General features: G+C 31.8%; 21 protein-coding genes, 1 tRNA gene and 1 pseudogene. 11 read left to right on the forward strand and 12 right to left on the reverse strand.

Annotation, left to right across the window (positions count from 1 at the left end; genetic code table 11):
* Positions 1-54: 54 nt before the first annotated feature.
* Positions 55-837, forward strand: a complete 783-nt coding sequence (gene map, locus GOY12_RS02800) for a type I methionyl aminopeptidase (RefSeq protein ID WP_175818714.1) — start codon at positions 55-57, stop codon at positions 835-837.
* Between the two features lie 544 nt (positions 838-1,381).
* On the opposite strand, the gene GOY12_RS02805 is transcribed toward map, so the two are convergent.
* From GOY12_RS02805 to purE, 6 genes and pseudogenes are all read right to left on the reverse strand, one after another.
* Complete coding sequence (locus tag GOY12_RS02805) at positions 1,382-2,623, reverse strand: DEAD/DEAH box helicase (RefSeq protein WP_458694629.1); 1,242 nt, start codon at positions 2,621-2,623, stop codon at positions 1,382-1,384.
* Positions 2,624-2,657: 34 nt separating this feature from the next.
* Positions 2,658-2,912 carry a cold-shock protein gene (locus GOY12_RS02810; protein WP_175818540.1) on the reverse strand — a complete coding sequence of 85 codons (255 nt, stop codon included), beginning with the start codon at positions 2,910-2,912 and terminating at the stop codon, positions 2,658-2,660.
* Between the two features lie 177 nt (positions 2,913-3,089).
* Complete coding sequence (locus GOY12_RS02815; protein WP_175818541.1) at positions 3,090-4,424, reverse strand: TldD/PmbA family protein; 1,335 nt, start codon at positions 4,422-4,424, stop codon at positions 3,090-3,092.
* 18 nt (positions 4,425-4,442) lie between these two features.
* Positions 4,443-5,315 (reverse strand): ATP synthase F1 subunit gamma, encoded by an 873-nt coding sequence (atpG, locus tag GOY12_RS02820; protein ID WP_175818542.1) that lies wholly within the window; start codon positions 5,313-5,315, stop codon positions 4,443-4,445.
* Between the two features lie 630 nt (positions 5,316-5,945).
* Positions 5,946-7,529 (reverse strand): annotated as a pseudogene (gene mutL, locus GOY12_RS02825) (DNA mismatch repair endonuclease MutL); the annotation flags it as partial.
* A gap of 305 nt (positions 7,530-7,834) precedes the next feature.
* Positions 7,835-8,326 carry a 5-(carboxyamino)imidazole ribonucleotide mutase gene (gene purE / locus GOY12_RS02830; protein ID WP_175818543.1) on the reverse strand — a complete coding sequence of 164 codons (492 nt, stop codon included), beginning with the start codon at positions 8,324-8,326 and terminating at the stop codon, positions 7,835-7,837.
* A 407-nt stretch (positions 8,327-8,733) separates the two neighbouring features.
* Between purE and GOY12_RS02835 the strand changes: the two genes are divergently transcribed.
* From GOY12_RS02835 to rpoD, 8 genes are all read left to right on the forward strand, one after another.
* The gene (locus tag GOY12_RS02835; protein WP_175818544.1) at positions 8,734-9,015 is read left to right on the forward strand and encodes a helix-turn-helix domain-containing protein; all 282 of its coding nucleotides are present in this window, start codon (positions 8,734-8,736) and stop codon (positions 9,013-9,015) included.
* A 65-nt stretch (positions 9,016-9,080) separates the two neighbouring features.
* Positions 9,081-9,485 (forward strand): DNA-directed RNA polymerase subunit omega, encoded by a 405-nt coding sequence (gene rpoZ / locus GOY12_RS02840; protein WP_175818545.1) that lies wholly within the window; start codon positions 9,081-9,083, stop codon positions 9,483-9,485.
* 73 nt (positions 9,486-9,558) lie between these two features.
* Positions 9,559-9,762, forward strand: coding sequence for a monovalent cation/H+ antiporter complex subunit F (locus GOY12_RS02845; RefSeq protein WP_246214367.1), 204 nt, complete (start codon positions 9,559-9,561; stop codon positions 9,760-9,762).
* A gap of 3 nt (positions 9,763-9,765) precedes the next feature.
* On the forward strand, positions 9,766-10,053 hold the full coding sequence (gene mnhG, locus GOY12_RS02850) for a monovalent cation/H(+) antiporter subunit G (protein ID WP_175818547.1): 288 nt from the start codon (positions 9,766-9,768) through the stop codon (positions 10,051-10,053).
* A gap of 1 nt (position 10,054) precedes the next feature.
* A complete protein-coding gene (locus tag GOY12_RS02855) occupies positions 10,055-10,576 on the forward strand; it encodes a DUF4040 domain-containing protein (protein WP_175818548.1) in 522 nt (173 codons plus the stop codon).
* 2 nt (positions 10,577-10,578) lie between these two features.
* A complete protein-coding gene (locus tag GOY12_RS02860; RefSeq protein ID WP_175818549.1) occupies positions 10,579-11,007 on the forward strand; it encodes a Na(+)/H(+) antiporter subunit B in 429 nt (142 codons plus the stop codon).
* A complete protein-coding gene (locus tag GOY12_RS02865) occupies positions 10,994-11,320 on the forward strand; it encodes a cation:proton antiporter subunit C (protein WP_175818550.1) in 327 nt (108 codons plus the stop codon). The genes GOY12_RS02860 and GOY12_RS02865 overlap by 14 nt, the downstream gene beginning before the upstream one ends.
* Before the next feature lie 119 nt (positions 11,321-11,439).
* Positions 11,440-13,374: an RNA polymerase sigma factor RpoD gene (gene rpoD / locus GOY12_RS02870; protein WP_175818716.1), complete on the forward strand. Its 1,935-nt coding sequence runs from the start codon at positions 11,440-11,442 to the stop codon at positions 13,372-13,374.
* A 1,183-nt stretch (positions 13,375-14,557) separates the two neighbouring features.
* On the opposite strand, the gene GOY12_RS02875 is transcribed toward rpoD, so the two are convergent.
* The gene (locus GOY12_RS02875; RefSeq protein ID WP_175818551.1) at positions 14,558-17,110 is read right to left on the reverse strand and encodes an AsmA family protein; all 2,553 of its coding nucleotides are present in this window, start codon (positions 17,108-17,110) and stop codon (positions 14,558-14,560) included.
* The gene (gene murJ / locus GOY12_RS02880; protein WP_175818552.1) at positions 17,107-18,594 is read right to left on the reverse strand and encodes a murein biosynthesis integral membrane protein MurJ; all 1,488 of its coding nucleotides are present in this window, start codon (positions 18,592-18,594) and stop codon (positions 17,107-17,109) included. The genes GOY12_RS02875 and murJ overlap by 4 nt, the downstream gene beginning before the upstream one ends.
* An 884-nt stretch (positions 18,595-19,478) precedes the next feature.
* Between murJ and GOY12_RS02885 the strand changes: the two genes are divergently transcribed.
* Positions 19,479-19,551: transfer RNA gene (locus tag GOY12_RS02885), tRNA-His, on the forward strand.
* 131 nt (positions 19,552-19,682) lie between these two features.
* Here GOY12_RS02885 and pth read toward each other — a convergent pair.
* On the reverse strand, positions 19,683-20,234 hold the full coding sequence (gene pth, locus GOY12_RS02890; RefSeq protein ID WP_175818553.1) for an aminoacyl-tRNA hydrolase: 552 nt from the start codon (positions 20,232-20,234) through the stop codon (positions 19,683-19,685).
* The gene (locus GOY12_RS02895; protein WP_175818554.1) at positions 20,234-20,845 is read right to left on the reverse strand and encodes a 50S ribosomal protein L25/general stress protein Ctc; all 612 of its coding nucleotides are present in this window, start codon (positions 20,843-20,845) and stop codon (positions 20,234-20,236) included. The genes pth and GOY12_RS02895 overlap by 1 nt, the downstream gene beginning before the upstream one ends.
* 1,178 nt (positions 20,846-22,023) lie before the next feature.
* Here GOY12_RS02895 and GOY12_RS02900 point away from each other — a divergent pair.
* Positions 22,024-22,485, forward strand: a complete 462-nt coding sequence (locus GOY12_RS02900; protein WP_175818555.1) for a hypothetical protein — start codon at positions 22,024-22,026, stop codon at positions 22,483-22,485.
* A gap of 56 nt (positions 22,486-22,541) precedes the next feature.
* On the opposite strand, the gene GOY12_RS02905 is transcribed toward GOY12_RS02900, so the two are convergent.
* A complete protein-coding gene (locus GOY12_RS02905) occupies positions 22,542-23,780 on the reverse strand; it encodes an NTP transferase domain-containing protein (RefSeq protein ID WP_175818556.1) in 1,239 nt (412 codons plus the stop codon).
* Positions 23,781-24,827: a phenylalanine--tRNA ligase subunit alpha gene (gene pheS, locus GOY12_RS02910; protein ID WP_175818557.1), complete on the reverse strand. Its 1,047-nt coding sequence runs from the start codon at positions 24,825-24,827 to the stop codon at positions 23,781-23,783.
* Positions 24,828-26,415: the final 1,588 nt, after the last annotated feature.

Here is a 26,415-nt window from a genome sequence, read left to right on the forward strand (position 1 = left end):
ACTATTAACTTTTGCACAAAAGTGTTATGATAATTACAGTAATACATGGAAAACATGAATATAACTATACATTCACAAGAAGACTTTGATTTTATGCGCAAAGCTGGCAGGTTAGCAGCTGAAACTCTTGATTTTACTGCACCGTATGTAAAGGCAGGGATAACAACTAATGAGTTAAATGACTTATGTCATGACTTTATAACCAAAGCAGGCGCAATTCCAGCCCCACTTAATTACAAAGGATATCCTAAGTCAATTTGTACCTCAAAAAATGCTGTTGTCTGTCATGGTATTCCTGATAATAAACCACTCAAGAGCGGAGATATTTTAAATATAGATGTTACAGTAATTTTAGATGGCTGGCATGGTGATACAAGCCGCATGTTTTGGGTTGGTAAACCATCAATAAAAGCAAGACGTTTATGTGATGCAACCTATGGTGCATTGATGGAAGCAATAAAACAAGTCAAGCCTGGCAATAAATTAAATAAAATAGGACTTGCTATAGAAAAATATATTGAAGATTTTGGATATTCTATAGTACGTAACTACTGCGGACATGGTATAGGAAAAGTCTTCCATGCCCTGCCAAATGTATTACATTTTTATGACAGGAATGAAAATCTTATCTTAAAGGAAGGCATGTTTTTTACAATAGAACCTATGATCAACGCTGGGAAGCATGAAACCTTGCTCAGTAAGTTTGACGGCTGGACAGTAACAACATGCGACCTTTCACTTTCTGCACAATTTGAGCACACGCTTGGAGTAACAAAAGATGGTGTTGAAATATTTACATTATCACCCAAGGACTGGCACTTCCCTCCTTATAACTAAGCCGCCTTGCAGATATTACTCTGTATCTGTCTATGATAGCAGTAAAATTTACTTTAAAAGCTAAATAAAATAGCTGTTGTCTATTTCCCTGTCGATTTTAAGGATGATTTTTTTATACGGTGACTCTTATAGTCTTGCTAATAAGTTTTATTAGCAACTAAGTCTGAGAAAAAGAATCAAGAGTAGTAAACACTTCTATATTTACTGACAAAGCCTAGAGCAAGAATTACAATGATTACCGTAACTTTTTCCTTATCACTAATTAATTATATCTGCTGCTAATGCCTAAAGACCTAGATAGATTTTCCCTTCTTTATTGAAACATTACTCCACATTCTAGATTATACAGAGAACTTTCTTAGGTATCAAAATAGCTAAGATATTATAAAAATATCTCTAAAAATTAGAGAAGCCACGTACTTCACTATTTTAAATAGCGAAAACTGGAATTAGTAGGCATATTAATTACCCTTTTGTCATATCAAGCTCTTTCAAGTATATCCACTTTTCAGACCACTTTCTCTTACTCTCTACATTTGAGTTCTTAAAGAACAGAAGAGCATACTTTCTGCAGCACTTTGCTTTTCCCTTTAAAAGGATCAATCTTTTTCTTACTATATTTAATTTTCAGTGCATCTGATCCTTTAAAGAACTTTTTTCTACCACTATATTTTTTGAACTGTACATTACAATCAAAATTTGGTTCTCCTTCCGTTCTTGAAAGTGCAGGCAGCCTTCTTTCATCTTGAGGTGTGACAAAAGATAACGCATGTCCTTCAGCTCCAGCTCGTGCAGTCCTACCTATACGATGGATATAGTCAGCCTGCGATTGTGGTACATCATAATTGATAACATGTTGAACGTGGGGAATATCAAGACCACGAGAAGCAACATCTGTCGCAACCATAATTTGATTGTAGCCATGACGAAAAGAATTGATAACCCTTGCACGTTTGTGCTGCCTTAAATCACCATGAATTGCCAAAGCACTATAGTTATCTTTGCGCAATTTGCTAGCTAATTGATCTGCTCCTTGTTTTGTTTTGACAAAAATAATGATTGACCCTTCACATTGACATAACTGTGCAATAAGCTTACCATATTTTTCAAGCTCTGATGCATAAACAACCTCTTGCTTAACTTTTGTAGAAACCGTGACCTCATACTCAATAAAAATATACTCCGGTTGATCAAGGTATTCCGCAGCAAGCTTTACTATATTACTAGGAAGAGTTGCAGAGAACATAAGGGTTTGTCGTATTTTTGGAAGATATTTCATAATTTCTTCAACTTGAACCCCAAAACCCATATCAAACATACGATCTGTTTCATCAAGCACAAGAGTATTAAAATTGCGGGCTACTAAAGCTCTACGTTCAATATGGTCTATAATACGACCAGGAGTACCTATCACAATTCGTGGCTTTCTCCGAAGCTGACTTAGCTGCTTAAAAATAGGCTCACCACCAATTAGCAAGGCAATTTTTAACACAGAATCTTGAGATAAGAGCTTTTTCATTTCATTCATTATCTGCTGTGCAAGCTCTCTAGTTGGCACAATGATTAAAGCTGAACTAACAGTAGAATCATTTAATAACTTAGCAATCAACGGAATAGCAAACGCTAAAGTCTTTCCAGTCCCTGTTTGAGCAGAACCAAGAATATCTTTACCTTGTAGAGCCAGAGGAATCGCCTGTGTTTGAATAGGAGTTGGGATAAAAAAATTAAGTTTATCCAGAATTTGCTTAAGTGAAACTGGAAGATCCATCTCGTGAAAGCTGCTTATAGATTTGTTAAAAACCCCTACCATCAAAATCAAGTTAACCTTCTAACAACTTTAAGTTTATTGCAGATTTTCTCTCTTCTCCATTTTTACCACGCTCCTCCCTGAGCTCATAGCTCACCCTTTCCCCTTTTATTCCCTTTTCCTTATTTTCCCCTTTAAGAGAGTCAGGCCTGATCCCTGAACGCTCTAATGTACTAATGTGCACAAAAACATCACTACCCTTAGCTTCTGGTTTAATAAAACCATAACCTTTTTCAGTACTAAACCACTTTATATTACCAAATTCCATTTAAACAACCCTTAAAACTATTAACTAGTATTACTAACGTGACAAAAAACTTTGAAATTACAATTAAAAATGCTTGAAGCTTAGCTATTGAAACTAACCCCCATATACTTCATAGTCTCTATTCCAACATTACATGATTATAGTACACAACTATTGTATTTAATGCAACTAGAATTTCTAATTACCGAGCGAACCTGCAACTGTCATTTCACTAACTCTAATCGTTGGCGAATTAAACTGCCCACAAAAAGTTAAATCGTTTGCAACAACTAAGTTAGCAAACATATCTTTTAAGTTACTAGCAATAGTAACCTCGTGTACTGGATATGTTATTTTCCCATTCTCTATAAAAAAACCTGATGCACCTTGACTGTAATCACCATTAACTAAGTTAATACCAAAACCAAATAAATCAGTTACATATACTCCCTCCTTCACTTCCTCAATTAATTCTTCAAACGATACATTACCATTTTCAATATAGAAGTTACTAGCCGCAGGAATGATTGCAGCGTTGCTTGCACGCATTGCGTTTCCAGTTGTTTCTAAGTTCAGTTTTTTAGCTGAGTATAGATCTAAAATCCAATTTTGTAGCACTCCGTTCTTTATAAGTGCGTTTTTTTTACTAATCACCCCCTCTCCATCAAAAGGCCTTGATTCTGTACCCTTTAGTAATAATGGGTTATCAGTAATATTAACTCTATCACTAAAAACCTGAGTATTTAAACTATTTCTCAAGAAAGAACTGTTACTTACAATACTACTGCCATTTACAGCAGAAGCAAAACTTTTCACTAGTTCTTTTGCTGCTCTTTTTTCAAAAATAACTGGAAGTTTACCAGTCTTAATTGAACGTGAATTCAATTGATCAATTGCTCTTTTCGCTGCTTCTTTTCCTATTAACTTTGGCGATTTTAAATCTTTGAAATTACACGCTATATCATAACTATAGCCAGCCTTCATTTTACTTTTCTCTCCAGCAATAATAGAAACCCAGTTAGCAAAGGTTGATTTACTAAATGAGCCAATAAACCCAGAAACAGTAAATAATACTGTATTTACTAAAGTATATGAAGCAGAAGCTCCTTCAGAATTAACTATTTTCTCATACAAAAAAGCTGAACTTTCCGCAGCTTCAGCAATTTCTTTTAGATTATCAATAGTTATAATATTATTATCTAAGATACCTAAATCCGCAGAAGAAGTATAACCACCTCCATCTACAGCAAAATTAATGTAGGGGTCCTCCGGTGCATTCTCTGCCATCTCTACTACTTGGCTCACCGTATTACTAAGATTGTTTAAATCATTCGTAGAAATATATGCAGCTTTGGTTTTGCCTGCTATAGCTCTGATTCCTACAGTGCAATTTTTAGATTGTGATATTTGTTCAATTTTTGAGAGGCGTTGAGAAACTGAAATTTTGTTAATTTCATATATTGAAACTTCTGCATCTTGATTTTTCTCTTTCACTAGCTTTACAATATCCGCTGCAATATTTAATATATTCATTTTATCCTCTCAGGTTTTTTATAAAGATTCTGCACCACCTACTACTTCAATCAAATCTGTTGTAATTGCTGTTTGACGAGAACGATTGTAAAGCAGAGTTAATTTATTTAACATTTCTTTAGTATTTCTATTTGCTGATTCCATAGCAACCATTCTAGCGCTGTTCTCACTTACTGCACTTTCAAGTGAAGCAGAGTAAAGAGCAGCTATAACGTAATCCTGAATCAAAGATTGTAAAATAAATTCAGTATTTTGTGGCTCACACTCAGAGCTATAATCTATTATAGAAGTAGCTAAAGAACTATCAATCAAAGATGAGACTTTACTCCATGGCTTTATTGTTTCCAATATTGGTTTTTGTGTTAAGGAGTTATAAAATTTATTATAGAAAACTTTGATTTCATTGTATTTACTAAAATTAATACTATTAACTAAAAATTCTACTCTTCTGAACGTAATTCCCTTACTATTTTCAATCTTCAAAATACCTTTAGGATCAAACCTATTTTTACTCATATCAAAAGCTTTATTGCCAAGAAATATAACATCTACTTTTTTACCATTCGCAATTAATCTATTAATATTTTCTTGACTAAACCTTACAATAGAAGAATTAAAATTACCACATAAGCCACGGTCAGATGCAATAATAAATACCAGACAAGTACTGCTACCATCAATATTTAAAATCTTTGTTAGCAGTTCTTGATCAACTGACACCAGCAATGAAGAAACAATGTTATGCAGCTTAGATATATACAATTTTGAACTTGATAACCTTTTTTTACTCTGCAATAACTTTGCTGCAGAAACCATTTGCATTATCTTCGTGATTTTTTGCACAGACTTAATATTCTTAATCCTTAAAGATAATTCCTTTAAGCTCTTCATTCCATGAATAACTACGATCTACCAAAGAGTACAATTGTTCATTTAAAAAAACAAGTTTTTTAACACAAAGAGGACACAAGATACATAGTATTAGAATTAGTGTTTATAATGTTACCTAAGTAGTTAATACTAGAAATTTTAAAAAAGAAATACAGGTTGCAGTTCCTACATGTTGACAATGCCATCTGTTGTAAAAACAAATATTTACCTATAATTGTGATTAACTATAAATACTTAAGAAGCTTACTAAGTAGAAAAAAGGTAAAAGAAACCTCTTGGCAGCTGGTTATTTATTTTCTAACTCTGAAAGCTAACATTTTACACTATCTTAAACAATTTATAAGCACGCTTCAGTTTAAAAAACCTAAAAGCCTTTAGGTCAAATCTAATAAAGCCATGAATCACAGATAGTGTAAAAAAACTAAATATAAGATATTAACCAAATATATAACTTTCATTATTTAACCTGCATAGCTTTAAAATAATTAAATATTTTCGTTGCCATGAAGAGAAAATTGGCAAGTTTTACCAAGTAGTTCTATGACTGTACTCGAATTTATGAAGTCAAAATGTTTGTGCAGTGTAGATAATAAGGAACAAGTACTAAAATTATAAGTTTACAGCACCTTCTCACTTCCGCTCAAACAATTTTTCAATATCACTTAGTTTCATTTCTATATAAGTTGGCCTTCCGTGGTTACACTGTCCAGAATATGGCGTCTCTTCCATCTGCCTAAGTAGCATATCCATTTCTTCCAATTCCATTTTTCTGCCAGCTCTAATTGACCCACGGCAAGCAACCGTAGCTAATATCTTATTCACTCTATCTTCTATTGGTAAAGTATCTTCCATTTCTGTTAATCTATCAACTATACTCATCAGCATCTCCTTCACATCTATTATCCCCAAAATTGCAGGTATTTCTCTTACTACGATTTCATTCTCTGATTTGATTTCAATATCAAAACCTATTTCAAAAAGCTTATCTTTATAAATTTCAACCATCTCTATTCCAGATTGATTTTTAATCTCAACCGCTTCAGGAAGAAGAAGCTTCTGTCTTTTTATGCTTGACTTTCGTTTTAAACACTCATAAATTAACCTCTCGTGAGCTGCATGCTGATCAACTATAATCAATTTATCTCTAGCCTCAGCAATAATATAAACATTATAAACCTGACAACGTGCAAAACCGAGAGGATAGCTTTTTATCAAATTAATTTGTTCCTCTTCTAGAACCATAGTCTTTACCTGTGACAGAGATTTTCGCACACCATCATAACCACCAAATGACTCCCACCGCTTCAACAAGCTTTTCTTCCCCTTATTTGGTAAACTAAATCTTTCCATTATCCGACTTTCTAAATAGCTTGAGCTTGGCTTTTTTTTGTAAAATCTTTCGTGAGTACCAGTTACACTAGGTAACACACCTTTAATAAAACTATCTGTTATTGAAGTAACTGGATGCTGAAATTTAGTGCAGATTCCAGAGTTATACATTGAAACGACATCAGAGACACCTATTTTCCTTGATAATGCTTTTATTAACTCTCTTGTTACTATCTCATATATAGCCCTCTTATTCTGAAACCTCACCTCTAATTTGTTCGGATGCACATTTACATCCACCTGGTCATATGGTAACTCTAAATGTAACGCTACAAAGGGGTACCTATTACTCGGAATAAAATCATGATACGCATATCGAATTGCACTAATCAATAGATCGTCTTTAATTGGTCTCCTATTAACAAACGTATAGATTATAGTTGACTTACTACGATTAACAGTTGGCTTACAGATGTGTCCTATAAGTCTAATACCGTCTTTTTCTCCATCAATTCTCAAAGCATTACCCTGAAACTCCTCTTCTATTTCACATAATCTACTAAATAATGAAGCCTGCTTAGGGTATTTCAAGAGCTTTTTATTGTCTGAAGTGAGATTAAACCCAATATCATAGTTGATCATTGCTAAGTTATTTATAATATCAACAATGTTTTGAGTTTCTGCTCTTTCAGTCTTTAAAAATTTCAGTCTATTTGGAGTAGCAAAAAATAAATCACGAACTTCAACGTGCGTACCCTGAGATAAAGAGCAAGGAGTAATCTCTAGTACTCTTTCTCCACCCTCATAACTTATAGACCAAGCTTCACTTTCTCCTCTTACTCTAGACGATAATTTTACCCTACTTACTGCTGCTATCGATGGTAGCGCCTCCCCCCTAAAGCCAAGATGCTTAATTTCCATTAATTTACTATCGTTCACAATTTTGAAGTAGTATAGCGCATAATGCAAGTTCCAAATCACTCTTCCCTATTCCACTCCCATTATCTATCAACAGTATATAAGATTAGCACACCACTTTCTATTTTAATCTCTATCTTTGAACTCCCAGCATCTATTGCATTTTCTACTAGTTCCTTAACTACACTTGCTGGCTTCTCAATTACTTCTCCTGCTTGCTAGCTATACGATTTATGGTTTTTGCATCTAAAAGAACTATTGCCATTGGTCTGTCATAGCACTGGTTTTTCTTTTACTGAATCGGTTTGTTTTTTTCTCCATTTTTTCAACCTACCTGCAATTTCACTGTTAGAAATTGATAATATAGATGCAGCAGCAATAGCAGCATTGTATGCCCCATTTTCTCCTACAGACATTGTTGCAACCGGAACACCCTTTGGCATCTGCACTATAGATAATAGACTATCCAACCCACTCAACTCTTTACTATACATAGGAACACCAACAACAGGCAAATAAGTAAGCGACGCCACCATACCAGGTAAATGAGCTGCTCCCCCTGCACCAGCTATAATAATTTTATAACCCTTTTCTTGCGCAGATTTAGCAAAATTAAAGAGTCTTTCTGGTGTCCTATGCGCAGATATTATAAATATATCATGTGAAATTTCTAATGCCTCTAACATGTCAACAGTATAAACCATAGTGCTATAGTCTGACTGGCTTCCCATAATTACAGCAACATCCTTCCCCATTTCTGCCATATTAAATATAATTCATCTACTAACTAAACAATACCTAAGTTAAAAACAACAAATATTTGAACTATATTACGAGCAATAGTATATAATATCTTCGTTAAAATAAAAATTATAAGTAAGTACCTATATTTTATAAGATATAGAACATAAATTTCTCTTTTCTCACACAAGATAAAAAAATTCACTCTAAGTTTTATAGTTATTACTTGTTCTTGCTATGAATGACCTTTTTAGATTAAATAACGATTTAAGATTAAGATAAATTTGATAAAAATATCAATAGATAATAAACTCAAAGTCCTGAGTATTAATATCATATAATTATTCAGCACAAGTTATATGATATTAATACTTTGAGATATTAAATTTATGTTGTAATGTTTTACAGAGCTATTAATAGGTGAGTGTATATGGAAATAATATCGTTAAATAATAATTCATGCAATGTAGAAGTAAAAAAGAAGTTGCTTAACATAATTAGCAAAGTCATAGAAAGAAATGCTTGGACTCAAGCTCATGCAGCCGAAAAGCTAGGTGTTGACCAACCAAAGATATCACAAATTAAAAATGGCAAAACAGATGGTTTTTCTCTAGAGCGCTTGTTAAGCTTCCTCAAAAAATTCGAACATGAAATAACAATTACGATAACAGAAAACCAAGCAGTAAGACCTGAACATGAAGCTAGATCTTAACAGAGATACATAGTTGACATTTTGTTTTCCATAGTATAGTGTAAACCTTATTCAGGTAGTGTTTTATGGCTGAATCCATTATCGAAAAATGTATAGGGCAGGTAAATAACCGCTTTAAGTTAGCTCTGTTAGCAAGTCAGAGGACACATGATTTAAATACAGGAGCAAGAAGTTCAATTCAAACAGCTGAGTTCAAGGGCCATAAAAATACTATTATTTCCTTATATGAAATAGCAGAAAGGCAAGTTGATGTTTATGAGCTGTTTAGTCTTTTGGTAAGTAGGTGTAAAGGATACATGAAAGGAAATATAAGTAACACAAATAATCTAGAAAGGCTACTAAGTTCTTTCAATGATAGATTTAACATAAGCTCCAGTGCAGGTCAAGAGAGTACTAATATTCAAGACAACAAAGTAAAAAGTGAAATGGATAATCAAGATGACAAAGATGACAGAAAACAAATCAAGTAGAGTAGTACTGAAGTTGTATAATTTATAAATGATTCACGTTACTATTTATGTACTACTGTTTTGCATTATTGCAATGTTATACTATATAGTATCCAACTCAAATGATGTTTATAATAAGGTGCTAGCGTTTAATAGTTTTTCAACACAAGTAATTCTACTCATATCAGCAACATCAATTATTTTAAACAGTTTCTTTTTGCTTGATATAGCGCTAGTATATGCTAGTATTAGCTTTATATCAACTATAGCATTAATGAAATTAATGTTGCTTCAATAATCCATGATAGGATCCATTTTCACATTTCTAGGCATATGTTTAATAATTACATCAACTATAGGAGTGATTAGATTTCCTAATTTTTATACTAGATTACACGCAGCAAGCATTACAGATTCTAGCGGTGCAATGTCATTGTTAATTGGTTTTGCTCTGCAAAATGAACTTTCAACTAACACCATTAAAATTATATTACTGATTCTTATAATATGGGTGGCTAATTCAACTAATAGTTATATTCTAGCACGTACTTACTATAAAAGTAAGAAAAAGACTATTAAAGAAGATTAATATGTTTGAAATACTAAATATAACACTACCTTTGCTATTACTTATGGTCACAGTTTTTATAGTCCTTTCAAAACATTTAGTTGTAAGCGGTGTCCTAATGTGTGCATTTAGCTCACTTACTGCACTTATATACTTAATCATGAACGCACCTGATGTAGCAATGACTGAAGCTTCAGTCGGTGCGGGACTTAGTACAGTTTTTATGTTTGCTGCACTTTCTCTGATAAAGAATCATAAAATAAATCTATCTCACAGTCCTACAACGCTTTTTTTTATGTTATTTTTATCTGCATATTTATCATACTTTATGGCTCAATTACCAGATTTTGGCAGTTATGATGCTCCAATTCATCTGCATGTTGCTCCTTACTATATAGAAAATACTGAAAAAATTACTGATATTCCTAACATAGTAACGGCTATTCTAGCAAGCTTCCGTGGTTATGATACATTTGGAGAAACTATAGTAGTTTTTACTGCAGCACTTTGTATAATGTTGACACTAAAAGAAGGAAAAGAATAAAAATGATTAAAGATCCAGTATTAAATACAGTAACATTTTTAACAGTACCCTTTATTGTCCTGTTTGCTTTATATATACAATTTCACGGTGACTACACTCCAGGTGGAGGGTTTCAAGCAGGAATAATTACCGCTTCTGGAATAATACTGTATTCAATGGTATTTGGTATATCTACAGCTTTAAAGGCGATACCTTATTCTGTGATTAAATCTACTAATATACTAGGAATTTTAATTTATGGGGGAACAGGTATTGTACCAATTTTACTTGGCCAAAATTTTTTATCTTATAACATATTGTTAACTAATAAAGTTGCTGGTCAAAAATTAGGTATTTTTTTGGCAGAACTAGGTGTAGCATTCACTGTCTGTTCTTCCATGCTTACTATATACATAAGCTTCGCTCGTAAAAAAAACAATGACTTTATATAATTACACAACCATTATTATATTAATGATACTAGGTTTGTACATTATTATAAATGACAAAAATTTAATTAAGAAAATGATAGGAGTAAATATTTTTCAAGCATCAGTTTTACTATTTTATATATCTTTAGGATATATAAAAAGCTCTTTACCCCCTATACTAGTGCCAAATTTTTATTTATATAGTAATCCTATACCGCAAGTTCTAATGCTTACTGCCATAGTAGTTGGAATTGCAACATTTTCAGTTGGGCTATCTATAGCAGTGAAAATAGAAGAAAAATATGGAACAATTAACCAAGACAAATATATATGATGAATTAACAGTATCTTAAACTATATTAAGTAACAAGTAGCCAGAAGCTAAATCATAGCTTTTATTTACTGTAGGTCTACTTACTAGCAAGTAATAAAGTTTAAATTACAAAGGTAATGATGTCAGCTATTAACAACGAAGAAGATAAGAAAAAAATCATTAGAGATCTCGTAACAAAAAGTATAAGAAAGGGTGGTTTTATCACTTTTGATGATATAAATGAAAAATTGTCAGACGAGAATTTTTCGTCCGATTTTATAGATGACACTGTATCCCTATTGCAAGACTCAGGAATTAACATACTTGAAAGTAGTGAAGAAGAAGAAGCTTCTTCCAATAATGATGACAACAAACTCGATGAGGATGATACATTATCAAGCACTGCTACAACTTTAATACAAAATGACGACCCGGTAAGAGTTTACCTACAAGACATGAGCTCTGTAAAACTCTTATCAAGAACAGATGAAATTACAATAGCAAAGAAAATTGAATCTGAAAAGCACAATATGCTACGTGCAATAATTGAAACACCAGTAACATTAAGAATAATAAAGGCATGGCGTGATGATTTAAGCAGCGGATCTCTCTCACTAAGAGAAATTATAGATCTAGATGCGATTTATAACTCCGATTTTAACGCAATGCCTAAAGAAGATGTCAAAGATAGTATTGAAGATATTAAGAGTTCTGAAGACACTGAAGATAATAAACACTATGAAGATGATGAAACGGACAACAAAAAAGACGATGATGAACAAGAAAGTAGCAACGAAGATATAAATTCAACGAACTTAAATGTTTCTGTCCTTGAAATGGAAAACGATTTATTACCCAAGGTCATAGTTGCACTAGATGAAATAATTGCTTTAGCAAATAAAGCACTAGTACTAAAGAAAAATTCTTCCAGTGAATTAGCATACAAAGATTTATATAATCAAATATGGTCTACAGCACTGCAAATCAAGTTAAGTGATGCCGCTGCTACTAAAATCACACAAAAACTTTATAATATAAATAGATCTATCATGCTCGCGGAAGCCAACCTTATTTCTGAGGCTAAAAAATACGGAATCGATAGAGAAAGTTTCTATAAGGTTTATGATGACATATTATTAAAGTATGGGTTAAAAAATATAAATCTTTTGAAAATTGATAAAAATCTATCTCCTCTCAAAGACGAACTAAAAAACAAATTCACAAGGTTCATAGATGACAATTTTGAGCATGTAAATAACGTTTTAAATGATATAAAGCAGTACGTACAAGAAGATAATGTGCAAGAATTTAAGGAATTAATCAAAAGGATACAAAAACATGAACGAGAAGTCTCTGAAGCAAAACAAGAGATGATCAAAGCTAATTTAAGGCTAGTAGTTTCCATCGCTAAAAAATATTCAAACAGAGGTCTTGCCTTGCTTGATTTAATACAAGAAGGCAATATCGGTCTTATGAAGGCTGTAGATAAATTTGATTATAAACGCGGATATAAATTTTCAACTTATGGAACCTGGTGGGTAAGGCAATCAATCACTAGAGCAATACCTGAGCAATCTAAAGTAGTCAGAATACCAGTTCATATGGTAGAAATTATTAGCAAAATCAATAAGGCACTAAGAAAGCTAACTCATGAAATGGAAAGAGAACCTACATTAGAGGAACTGAGTACAGAACTTGGGATGCCCCTGGAAAGGATACGTAAAGTCATGAAAATAGCAAGAGATCCGGTAAGTCTTGAAGCTCCAACAGGAAAAGATGACAGTAGTACTTTCGGTGATTGTATAGAAGACAAGCGAGTCTCAAAACCAGAAGATGCCGCAATACTTGCTGACTTACGAGGTATTACAACTAATGTTCTTGCAACTTTAACACCAAAGGAAGAAAGAATTCTAAGAATGCGCTTTGGTCTTGGTAAAGATGGGAAGGAACATACATTAGAAGAAGTAGGAAGAATATTTAATGTAACACGTGAAAGAATTAGGCAAATAGAGGCAAAAGCTCTGCGCAAATTAAAACATCCAAGCCGCGCTAGAAAACTCAGAGGGTTCTTTTAAGGAATATTTAATCTCTACTATAATTAATAGTAAATATAGTATATCTCTTTTTTTTCTGATTAATAGCAGCTATAGTATAGCTATACAGACTTAATATTGTAAGTGTATATAAGAAACCAGTCAGTAAAAAAGAGAGCAAAAACAAGATTAGCATTGCTGCAACTTGAAAATAAAGAAGGTATATAACAACAATATTTGGACGCTAAGTTTTTTGCGTGGTTATACTATTTAATTCCTTGATGAGATTAATCTATATCAACTACTAATTACTAGAACTTGGCGATAATGCCTATTTAAGATACGAAGAAAATAAAATTGAAAACTAAATTTTCCATGTAAAAAAAGATTCTTATTAGTTACCTGTCAGTACGATACCAATAAGGTAATAAAACATCTACCAGACGCTTACAAAATGCTACTAAAACATATAGTAAAAAGAAAAAAAAAGGGACTTCTAAACAAAAAAGATACAAGATAAAGGATCTTTCTAATTAATTAATAATTCTGAAATAATTCCTTTTACATCTAACTAGAGAAGTAAAACTATACAAGTATAAATCAATAATATATAACCTCACTATATAATACTAACTAAGATTAGATTTTAGACAAGCTATTAAAAATCATGACTTTTTAAAATCAAGCCTGACCAAATCTAAAAACAGCAGCTTATTAAATATTTCATATTACTAAACCATCAAGACTCTTTAATTTTATTAAACTAGTAAACATAACATTTAGAACATCAACTGCTCAAGCAGCGGTAGCATGCTTTTTTAGTTCAAGTTTACTGCTGGATAATTTATAAAAAACTTTTCAGTTTAATAGATAAACTTCCTATAAATAAACCAGATTCAGCGTAAATTTGCTCACTTTTCCGGGAGATAAAGACAAGTTCACCCAATTTTTATTATATAAGGTACTTCATACAAGGCTCATTCAGTACCATACGGCATATATAAAATAGTATATAACGTAGACTTCTTACTAAGACCAGAAATAAAATGCCAAGAGGCAGTGATCATTTCATATTTCACTACATTTTTTTATATTTCCTGCTTTAACCTCCCTTGCGCCTTTTACATTCAAAAAATCCTCCTTCTATTTTTAAATATCAATTCTCTCATACTAACCTAGTGATAACTGAATATCAAGTACATATCTAATTTTAATGGCTAATTAGCTAACTACCTCCTTTACCAATTATAGTATTAAATATTAAATCTTCATCGAAACTCATTCTAGGATGCCAAATAGGACCATCTAAATGTACATCAACATAGATTGGATTACTATGACCTGGTGGGATAAAGAAGAACCTAGATAAAGAAATTAAAGCAAAGCTAGATAAAGTCAAATTAGAAGAGACAGACCCTGATGCTTGATCGATTTCAAACTGTAGACTAGTTGAACATATACCGTTTTTAATATTTGCTTTCCCACTGATATTCTTAAAAACCGTACTACCATTATATATACTAATATGAGTAAGTGTGGAAATCCCAGATTTATTTTTACTGCTGAATAAATCAGTGATGAAAGAATTAAAGTCTACATTAGCAAATTCTATTCCCTGTGCTTGCAGATTTACCTCCCCTGACAAAGTGTTAGCCCAATTATAAAAGCTTTTTCCTTGAGCTTTAATTTCACCGTTCAAGTTTATCTTACCACTTAAATTATCAATTCCAATAACTTGACCAACCCTTTTAGTATCTAAATCCACAATAAAAAATTTTATATACATTGAATCTAACCTTAAGTAACCCTGAAAAGAAACTTGTCCATGTTCTAGTACATAATTTACTTTTTTAATAGTAATAGTATTATTTATCACTACTGCATCCAAATTAAAGTCCTTTAAAATACCCTCTCCAGCCTTAAGATTTATAACATTGATCTGCACATTTGCATCAAAACCTTCTTTACCATCCAAGAAATTAAATTGTTCTGTTGACCACTGAACCTGATCTATCTTATTTCTCAAACCTTTTTTTACTTCTATTAAATTTGGTAACTTTAAAATATCGCCATTAAATCTATCACCAGTTAAGCTTACATTCAACAAAGGTTTAGTATATTTTTGATCTGCTAGTATTTTTACACTACCAGTAACATTAAAATCTTCTCCAAACAACTTTATTTTACCTGCAACAAGTCTGCCCTTTTCTATATTCAGCAAAAAACCTAAATCTTCAACTTTTATACCATTAAACATAAAATTATTAACATTGATTTTCATATTTACATCATACCTCAGGTTTTTTAACCATTGCATTCTTGATAAATCGCTTAGTAACAAATAATCGTATTTATTTACATCGAAATTGTACACACTAAATCTACCACTAATTGCATTATGCTTTTTTGTGTAGTTCACCTTAACTGATCCTCGCCAAAATTCTTCATCATTTAGTAATTTAATATCTGAAATAGAGAATATTCTAGGTGCAAAATGTAACCTTGAGCTTATCGTAAATTGATTTCTCTTGTTTTCTCTCATTTTTATAGAAGGAAAAAAACATGAAATGAACGACTCAAAATCATCTCCTTTTACTAATAAATCACCATCAAATTCAGACAGGATAAGATTATTTGAAACTTCCCCTGATAAACAAGATACATTGTTAACCCCTGGAAGCTGAAGAAGCATATCAACTTTTATTTTACCATCAGCAAATTTTAGCATAGCATGAAACTTGTCCAATATTCTATTTTGGTATTGAATGCTTAAAGCTTCTATATTAAAATCTAGATTCAAGTTTTTTGGTATAACTTTCCTAAAACACTCTAGAAGATCCTTAATACCCACTGTTTTTCGTGAGCCATCTTGCACAAAACCTAAGTCAACTTTACTGAAATTGATATCAACATTAGTGTGATTATTTCTTTTATCATTTCGTACTGCACCACTAGCTTGTATGCTTTTAGAATCAATCTTTAAGTCAGTTGCTATGAACTCACTTCTATTAAAGCTAATATTAGATGACATCTCAACATTTTCACTAGGAACAACATAAGTAAAAAAGCTAAGACCAACAACTTTTGCTAAATCATCTACAAAGCTAGAACTATTATCAATTGACAGCATTAATTTACCATGAAGCCATTCTTGGTTTCTATTGCCCTCAAATAGTACATTTCCAAAATTTGATTTGGCATTAATATATACATTCTTTTTCGTGATATTAACTTTTCCTAAAAAATTATAACTATTATCATCTACTTTTACTTTACCAAAAAAGTGTCCGTCCTTCTTAATAGCAACCTCTTTTATACCAACAATACTTCTATAATCAGCAAAATTATTGTTTAAATTTATCTTGCTATCTTTTATTACTACATCTACATCAATCTTACTGGCTCTTCCATTTATAATACCAGTAAAATTTTTTTTACTACCTTTCATACCAAATAAAGTAATCGACTTTGGTTGTAACGAAAACAAAAAAAACGATAGAAAAGATGGTCTTACTTCAATCCTATTTATACTAATTAAATCTGATAATTTTTGCTTCTCATCATCGAGACACTGCACATATACATTATCAATAGTGAGCTTTGGAGTAATCAGTGAAACTTCAATTTTTCCTCCAATATATATTTTAGCATTATAATTATTTTCCAATTTTTGTACAATAAGCTCCTTATAGCTGTCCCAATCTTTGAAAATTGTAACAATGTGTAGAATGGTTAACACTAAAGAGATTGACAATATTATGTATATGAAAAGTCTCATAATTTCATATATTTAAAATCATCCATAAACATTAGAGTACCAAAATAAATAACAACACCTAAAGCCACTAAAGCTGCTAAATGAATAATACAAACAAATGCTTTATCAAAAGATAATCCTGCCAGTAAGGAGCTAGAAATGTAAAGAGCTATCGACATGATTAAAGTTGCAACGATGATTTTTACAATATTTAATAATAGCACTTGGCTAATCTTATACATTTTGTTTATTATTAAATAATAAATTAGCAAAATAGAATTCACCCAAGTGGAAATAGAAGTAGCAATAGCAATCCCTACATGTTGGTACTTACCTATTAATAGAAGGTTAAGTACTACATTAATCCCGAGGCATATTAGTGAAAATATAGTTGGTATTTTAAAATCACCCTTAACAAAAAAGGTGATTAGTAATACTTTATTTATAATAAACGCAGGTAAAGAAAAAGAAAATGCTGTTAACGTAGAGGCAATCTGCTGCATTGCATAGTGATTAAACTTACTGTAGGAAAAAAGCGTAAGTAAAATTATATGAGGAACAATAATAAAAGCAGCAGTTACTGGCATAATCAGCATTAACCCGGCATTAAGGGCACTATTCTGTATTCTGATCATATTTTTAGTATCACTTACTTGTTTTGAGATTAAAGGAAGAAGTACTACACCGATTGTAATGCCAATTACTCCTCGCGGTAGCTGATTTATTCTATCAGCATAATATATATAGGATATTGCATTTGGTATAAAACTTGCCATAATTGTGTCAAACCATAGGCTTATTTGAGTTACACAGTTATTGACAATTGCTGGTATCACACGTTTGAAAAACAACTTTACTTCATTACTTAACTTTATACTAAAAAAAAAGGTAACTTTTGATTTATATGCGCTAAATACCATTAACAGTAGCTGCAAAATTCCCCCAACCAAAACAGCTATAGAAAGGTTGTGAACCGGTGTTTTTATATAAGGCACAAATAAACTGATAATCAGGCAGAGATTCAAGATAATCGGCGCAATAGCTATTGAAACAAAATGTTGTTTTACCTGCAACATTCCCCCAATAAGTGACGCAATTGAAATAAAAATTATGTAAGGAATCATAATTCTTGACAGAGTTACAGTAAGGGTAAGCTTGCTTTGATCAAAGCCAGGAGTAAATATTTGAACTATATAAGGAAAAAGGGTTTGCATAGTAAGGCAAAAAATTACTAAAATGATAAACGTAAGAGATATTACACTACTTGCAAAATTGAATGCCTTTTTATTATCACGTGATTCTGTTGAATATAACGGTATAAAAGAGGTAGTAAACGCCCCCTCTGCAAAAAATGCTCGAAATAGATTAGCAAAACGAAACGAAGAAAAAAATATATCTGCAAAAGAAGTCGCACCAATAATTTGAGCAACTAATACATCCCTTACTAACCCAGAGACTCTTGAAATAGCTGTAAAAAAGCTAAATGTGATAATATTTTTTAACATCGTGCTATTTAGCACTACTCCAGATTATATTCAGTGTCAATATAATTAACTGTAATAGCTTGATCGATAAGATAAGTGGCAATGGAAAATGGAGAAATAGTATTATAGAAATAATAAACATGATAAGCAGGTTTATATTACTATTATTAATAATCTATACCCATATATTAAATATAAAACTTGAAAGCTTAGTTAATATAGGCCTGATCTTGATTTTTGATCAGCCTCTAAAGCAACTAAACAATGGATAAAGATATAGAAGTCCATTAATTAAGTTTTAGTAAAAGTTCAAGTATGTCAAAAATACAAGTAAAAACACTAATAGAAATAAGCATTAGTAGAAACTGAGTAAGAGCAAAAGGTATGATATAGAGAGCTACATATCAATACTAAAAGCATTCTTAAAAAATACTTACTGTTTTACCTTGAGTAGGAAAATGCGAGAAAATATTAGAAAGCTGCAGAAACAAAAGCTCATAGCATAAATATGATATATAATAACATTAACACAAAATTAGAAGACTATATACAAAACCCTTAACTTACTGTGTGCGCTATATTAAGGTAATATCAACAGCACTAGAAACAACACTAGCATAATAATAATACTTCAAAAGTAAGCTACACCATTCAATTTCAGCTTAAATGAGCTGCTAGAACCATCAATTATCGGTGTGTTATCTTTAAGAAAAACATAAGGCACAAAGTTGAGTGTCACACTATCAATAAATATAAATACTAAATTTGTGATAAATTTAGTATTTATATTTAATGAGAACCATATCACAGTTCAAAGCAAAAGAGCCTACTTAAATAACTAATTGACTTTTTTTTGCCGATGTGTTATGGGTTTCATAATTTTACACTTGTATGCTGGAAATTTGGCGGGTGTAGCTCAGTTGGTAGAGTGTCAGTTTGTGGTACTGAATGTCGCCAGTTCGATTCTGGTCACTCGCCCCTATCAAGTTTTTTTACTCCATAAAAATAAAAGCACACCAAATACTTTTTTTATACATTTTTAGAGACCATTCCAAGAACTGATCTAATTTCTTAGTTAACTCTCAAATCATATAGACAACTTAACAGTACTATAAAATAATTAAGCTAATAAAAGATGCATTATCTCCTTGAAGGACTAAGTGTATATTTTTCGCTATTTTCTCTACTAAAAAGGTAACCTTATCAAGGTTGAGAAATTTAGATAATACATAATCTGCCAGACTTCCTTGATCATCAGGTCTACCTATTCCAAACCTCAGGCGCCAATAATCGTTACCAATAAGACTATCTATAGATTTAAGTCCATTATGTCCAGCAGAGCTGCCACCTTTCTTTATCTTTACTCTCCCAAATTCCAAGTCAGCATCATCATGTATAACAATAACATTATCTAATAAAAACTTATAACAGTCTCGTACTCTTGCAACAGGAATACCTGAGTTATTCATAAACGAATAGGGTTTTAGCAATATAACTTCATTTTTATCAATTATACCAGAAGTTACCAAATAATTAGCTTTCTTAGAAAATGGCTGGAAGCTCCAATATTTGCAAACTGCATCAATAATAAGAAAACCAATATTATGATAGGTTAGCTTATATTGGCTACCTGGGTTACCAAGTCCAACTACTAAATACACTATTCTCCTGTTTCTGCCCTAGATTCTTCAACATCACCATCAACAGTAGAAATTGTAACAACAGCAAAATTTCCTTCTTCATGTGTTGCAAGTTTAACACCTTCTGGCAATTTTATATCACTTATACGTATAGACTGGCCGATCATTTTGTCAGATAAATCAACTTCTATAGCTTTAGGTATCTTACCTAGAGAGCTTTTAACGGTAATAGAGCGGCATAAAACATTAAGCACCCCACCTAATTTAACCCCTGGAGATCTACTTTCATTCACAAATAATAAAGGTATATCTATCTTGACTTCACCATCTTTATCAATAAATTGGAAATCAACATGTTGTACAGTATCCTTTACCACATGCCACTGAGTATCGCGAACAAGAGCATACTCTTTTTTACCTGAAATGTTTAACTCTACTACGTGTGCAGAAAGAGAACCAAATCTATACTTTTTCATGAATTCCTTTATTGACAGTATCAAATTTATATTATCATGTCCTTTACCATATACAACTGCAGGTATATACCCCTTTTCTCTCAGAGAACGCATCGCTTTTGTTTTTGTTATATTACGTAACTCTGCATTAATTGTTACTATTTCCTGTTGTATCACTAGTTACCTCTATTCATCCAATTTTTTTTAACATAATTTAGCAGTAGTATAACACAAAAATATTTATTTCAAACTTTATTACTTACAATATATGCAAAAGACTTATAAAGTGCACGTACTCTACTATAAGGTATTATACTATTACATACTTATTAAAAAAGTATAAATTATACCTAGCATAGTGTCAATTATTGCATACAAACTTCACGAGACATTAAGAAAGCATTATCTAATAGTAAAAAAATTAAACTTAACCATATAAGATATATCAATTAATCATAAACCAGCAACTAACAAAGAAAGAGATATCTCTTTGGTCACAAATGGGACCTGAACTTAAATCAGGTCAATAGAGGAACTTAAGAATAAATTCAAAAAAGTAGGTAAAATACATGTATATTATAAGATAAGCTGCCATAAATACGATCTTTATTGAAAAGAGATTGATTAAAAGCAAGAAATAAAATTGGAAAAGATATAAACATTAATATACAGCAAAGAATTCAGGAAAGAACATTTCCTCAATTGAAAAGTTGATATCTCTCAATACTATTGCCACTTACCACATGCTATGCAAGCAAAGGAATTTTAATGCTCTTGAGAGCATTAGTAATGATAAATATCAAAGAAAACAGAAAGAAAAAACTTTATGATAGGAACGATAAGCGGAAGGTATAAGAAACAGCACAAAATAATACATAACAGAATTTAACGAATAAAAGTGGCAAGACATAATTATTGTACAGATTCACCTACACTTTAAAAAACTACAGTGAGCATAAATAAAATATACCCAATCAAGATAAAATAAAAGCAAGATCTAAAGAAAAGCTAGCAAAGAGAAAATTAAAGCATTAGTTTACGCTAAATCTGATAAAGGCATAAATTGGTGTGTAGTACTCTATCACAAGCCTGATAAACCATATCTTTTTGAGTAGAATATCATCAAATTTACTCTCAACCTGAATTAATAGGCATGTTTCACTCACACATGTTGACTTACTAAAAATAGAGATAAGTACCTTTCAATCAGTGATAGACAACCGATGATCAAAGAGTTAGCACCATAATAATATTCCTTAGTGCAAAATCCTTATACTTTATAAACAGCTAGTTTAATAATAATTAAACCATTTAAAATATAAAATTATAACATATTAATTAGCTAGAGGGTTAAAATGTCAACAAATTGGCTTCATGACTTATTATTCGGTTCTAATGAATTGAAAATAGAAGCACTAGAAAAAGCTCAAAAGCTTAATGCTAAGCAGCTTGAAAAGGTATTCAATACATTTGAAAAAATTGACAATGAACAGCTTCAACTTATGCAAGATCATTTAAACAGTCTGCAAGAAAAAGTAGAAACACTCACAGAGACAGTAGCAAATCAAGAAAAAATAACGCTAACTTGTTGCATTGCAGCCAGCGTTGTTGCTTTAGCGGCAATTAGCTTTATTGGCTTCTGTATCTATCAGGGAATGAAGAATGAAAAGGAGAAACAAAGGAACTCATTTCAGAGCGTGTCAACTAAGAAATTGACTAATTTATGTAAACTAAACCCAGATACGAAATTTAACATAGATATCAGTAACACTAAAAAATCAATAAAAGGTCAAGAGTCAGTGGCAGCGTACAAATAACATTTTCCTTTAAAGGGATTACAAAATATGTAACCCCTTTAAAGGAAAGTAATAAATTACTTTATTTTCTTAATCACTTGTCTCCTTTTTGTCATCACAAGCCTTCTCCTTGGCACATCTTTAACTATAATGCTACCTGCTGCAATTATAGACTCATCATGAATACTAAGCGGCGCAATCAACGAACTATTTGAACCAACAAAGCAATTGCTTCCAATATTTGTCTTATGTTTTTTCCTCCCATCATAGTTACAAACAACAGTACCAGCACCTATATTACTTCCTGTCCCTACTTTAGTATTTCCTATATAACTTAAGTGCTTTACTCTAGCGTTTACACCTATATCACTTGCTTTTGCTTCAACAAAATTTCCCACAATTGCATTATCACCAACTGTTGTACATTCACACTTAGTAAATGGACCAATTTTAACACCAGAACCTACTTTTACTCCAGGACCAAAAAAAACATATGGGTAAATAATTGAATCTATACCAATTTGAGTATCAAAAGAAAAAAAAACAGTCTCCGGAGCAACAAGAGTTACTCCCGAACTAGTAAAGAATTTTCTCTGACTTTCTTGAAAGAAAAACTCAGCTTTTGCGAGTTCATTCCTGTCATTTATACCAGCTGCCTCCTCCTCTTTAACAGTAATATAACCGACGTTTAAATTACTCTTTATCGCAATGGAAACTATATCAGTCAAGTAATACTCATGAGTCAATTTATTACATTCTATCTTTTCCACCAAGTTACGTAAATCTTTCATATATGCAACCATTATTCCAGCATTCGCAAGAAATTCTTCACCACTACTTTCTCCATTTCGCGCTTCTACAATTTCTCTCAAGAAATCATTCTCAATAATTAACCTACCATACCCTTTACTACTAGTTCTAAAACCAAGACAAACCAGAGCCTTACCTTCTAAGCAACCAATCATTCTAGTTATCGTGCTGCTTCTTATAAACGGAGTATCTCCATACTGTACAATAACTATATTTGAACCTGGTAACTCCCTCAGACTTCTCATCGCAGTCCTAACTGCATCTCCTGTGCCGAGCATTGATTCTTGTGTAATTAACTGTACACCTTCAAAACACTCTAATTTTTCAATCAAAGGAAGATCAACCACAATAGCTATATTCCCGGGATCTAACTGTTTTGCGTTATAAGTAACATGCTTAAGCATAGGGAAATTACCTATCTTATGTAGAACTTTAGGCAAGTTTGAATTCATACGCTTGCCATGCCCGGCAGCGAGTATAACAAATGTATAAGCTTTGTTTTTCACTTATTTTAAAGATAAAAAATGAAAACCATAATGGTTGATCCAGCTAATTTTATTGTTATAAAAGCTCCTTAGGTCACCAATTTGATATTTTAGCATCGCAAGCCTTTCTATGCCAACACCAAATGCAAAACCATTATATTTAGTATAGTCTATCCCAACACTTCGAAAGACATTTGGGTGTACCATACCACATCCAAGCACCTCAATCCATTTATTATCTTTATAACTTATATCCACTTCTATAGAAGGCTCAGTAAAAGGAAAAAAACTACCACGGAAACGTACCTTTAGCCCTCTATCTCCAAAGAACCTATTAAGGAAGTAGTGAATAGTAAATTTTAGCTGGCCCATATTGACATTTTCATTTACATATAGCCCCTCTATCTGATGGAACATAGGAGTGTGAGTTGCATCAAAATCATTTCTGTATACCCTACCTGCGGCCACTACTTTAATTGGGAAAGTTTTTACCTTTTCCATGGTTCTAACCTGCGCAGATGAAGTATGAGTACGCAGCAATATCCTTTTTTTGTTATCTATTTTGTTCTTTAAGTAGAAGGTATCTTGCCCCTCACGTGCAGGATGATAACTTGGAGTATTTAGCGCATCAAATACATAAAACTCATCCTCAATTTCTGGACTGTCTACTGCTTTAAAGCCCATATGTGCAAAAATGAGTTTTGCTTCGTTTATAACCTTACTGAGCGGGTGGATCTTACCAACTCTCTCTGGTCTAACAGGTAATGTAATATCAACTGCTTCACTCTGCAGTTTAAAGTTAATTCTCTCAGCTCTTAGTATATTTCCCTTATTTATTATAAGTTGATCTAGCTTATTGCGTAAGGCATTAATGGCCTTACCCAAATTATACTTCTTTTCCGTATTTTTCATCTTTCTTAAGCCATTAAAATATGCTTTAATTACACCCTTTCTCCCTAAATATAATAGCCTAACTTTTTCCAAACTTTGCAAAGAAGAAGCACTTTCAATTTCGGATACAGCTCTATTTTCAAGCAAAGACATCTCATTTAGCAGTTCTTTATTCATCCCAGAAACGCTAGCTTAAACATTCATTATAACAAAAACTTATACAACATCAACAATTCAAAAAACTATCCTATTCCAATTACTAATCTATTGATTAACTAAACTTTTTTTTACCTAACTCTACATTAAAACATATTATATTGACTATATATAATAGTAACATTGAAACTAAGAGAGAATATAAAGCAGAGGATTGCTAAACTCTCCAAGGGAGAGATATAAAGACATAAGTAAAGCATTCTCTAATATAAAGTAAAAGATCTATAGTATTGCTTACTTGAGTAAGGTTTACAAATAATTATATAAGAGTTTTTACCTAAGCGAATAATACGACAACAGTAGATCAAAGCATTAAGATACTATTACTCCAAGCAAAACATTTAATTAACTTCTTTAAATCTATCTCCTCCGAGAAAAAAATCTCTTTAATTAACATAAAAGTACTAAAAGAAAGTAGCAAATTATATTATGACCTAATAAAAATTACCGAAGAACTCATCAGTAACACTCTACCTAAAATCTCTCTATAGTAAATACTAATCACGCTACAAACAAATATTAAAATTAACTTTAGTAATTTGCACCAGATTCTATTCCTAAATTAGGAGCCAGAACACGTAAAAAAACTGAAAGCAAAGGGCAGAAATAAGTTACGTAAATCAAAGATTCCTTCAGCTAAAATGCAAGCAAGTAACAAAAAGCAAGTTACTATACACCAGTAACTGCTTCAGCAATGCATAAAAATGCACAGAGAACAATCAAGCAATCATGCCATATACAGAGTATGCCAAGGCCAATAAAAAAGCTAAAAAGTAGAAGATAGAAGAAGAAAGATGACCTACCATAAGACAAACTCAAACTAATACTAGGTTATTAGCTATGACAAATAATCTAACTGAGCACAAGAAAAAAATTAGATAAGATATTATTAAAGTAGTCGGTAAATACTAAAGACTAAGACACAGAAACATTTCACAATACTTTTAACCTAGTGTTTAACACCATTTATTTTGCAAACAAACAATCATATGAAATATTAAAAGTATTATAAAATGCTACAACCAACTGGCAAGTTTTCTACTCTAGAAGAATATTCACAAAAGTAAGTACATAGAGAAAAAGAGTGATTATTTAAATTAGTTTTAGGTATTCATACACAACAACCTTTTCCATAGCCTAAAAATACCTTACATGAAAATGGAAAATATACATGAATAAAGCCACAAATTGCTAAACCGAACAAAAAGCTCTGCTGGCCAATATTACCTTTAAAATCACTGTTCAAAACTGTTTTTCCTAAAAGACTCACTTTTGTCTATTTTTGATAGCGTTCTTTATACCGTATACCGATATTCTGCCTAGGCATTTACCTCTTGGAAAATGCACCAATCTTAAAAAGGATTAGCGCTATCAGAAATAAAGTATTAGGTCAACACTGAACATAAGGTTACTAATAACAATCACATTATGTGCTTTAAACTTAGCCGACCTTATATATTTAAATATTTAGTAGAATTTACTGAATAAATAAGTCAAAACAAGCTTCCTTTTCCTATTCAGAAGAATAGAAACAGTTGTTTTAAAGGAC

The sequence above is a fragment of the Wolbachia endosymbiont of Dirofilaria (Dirofilaria) immitis genome (assembly GCF_013365455.1).
GTDB lineage: Bacteria > Pseudomonadota > Alphaproteobacteria > Rickettsiales > Anaplasmataceae > Wolbachia.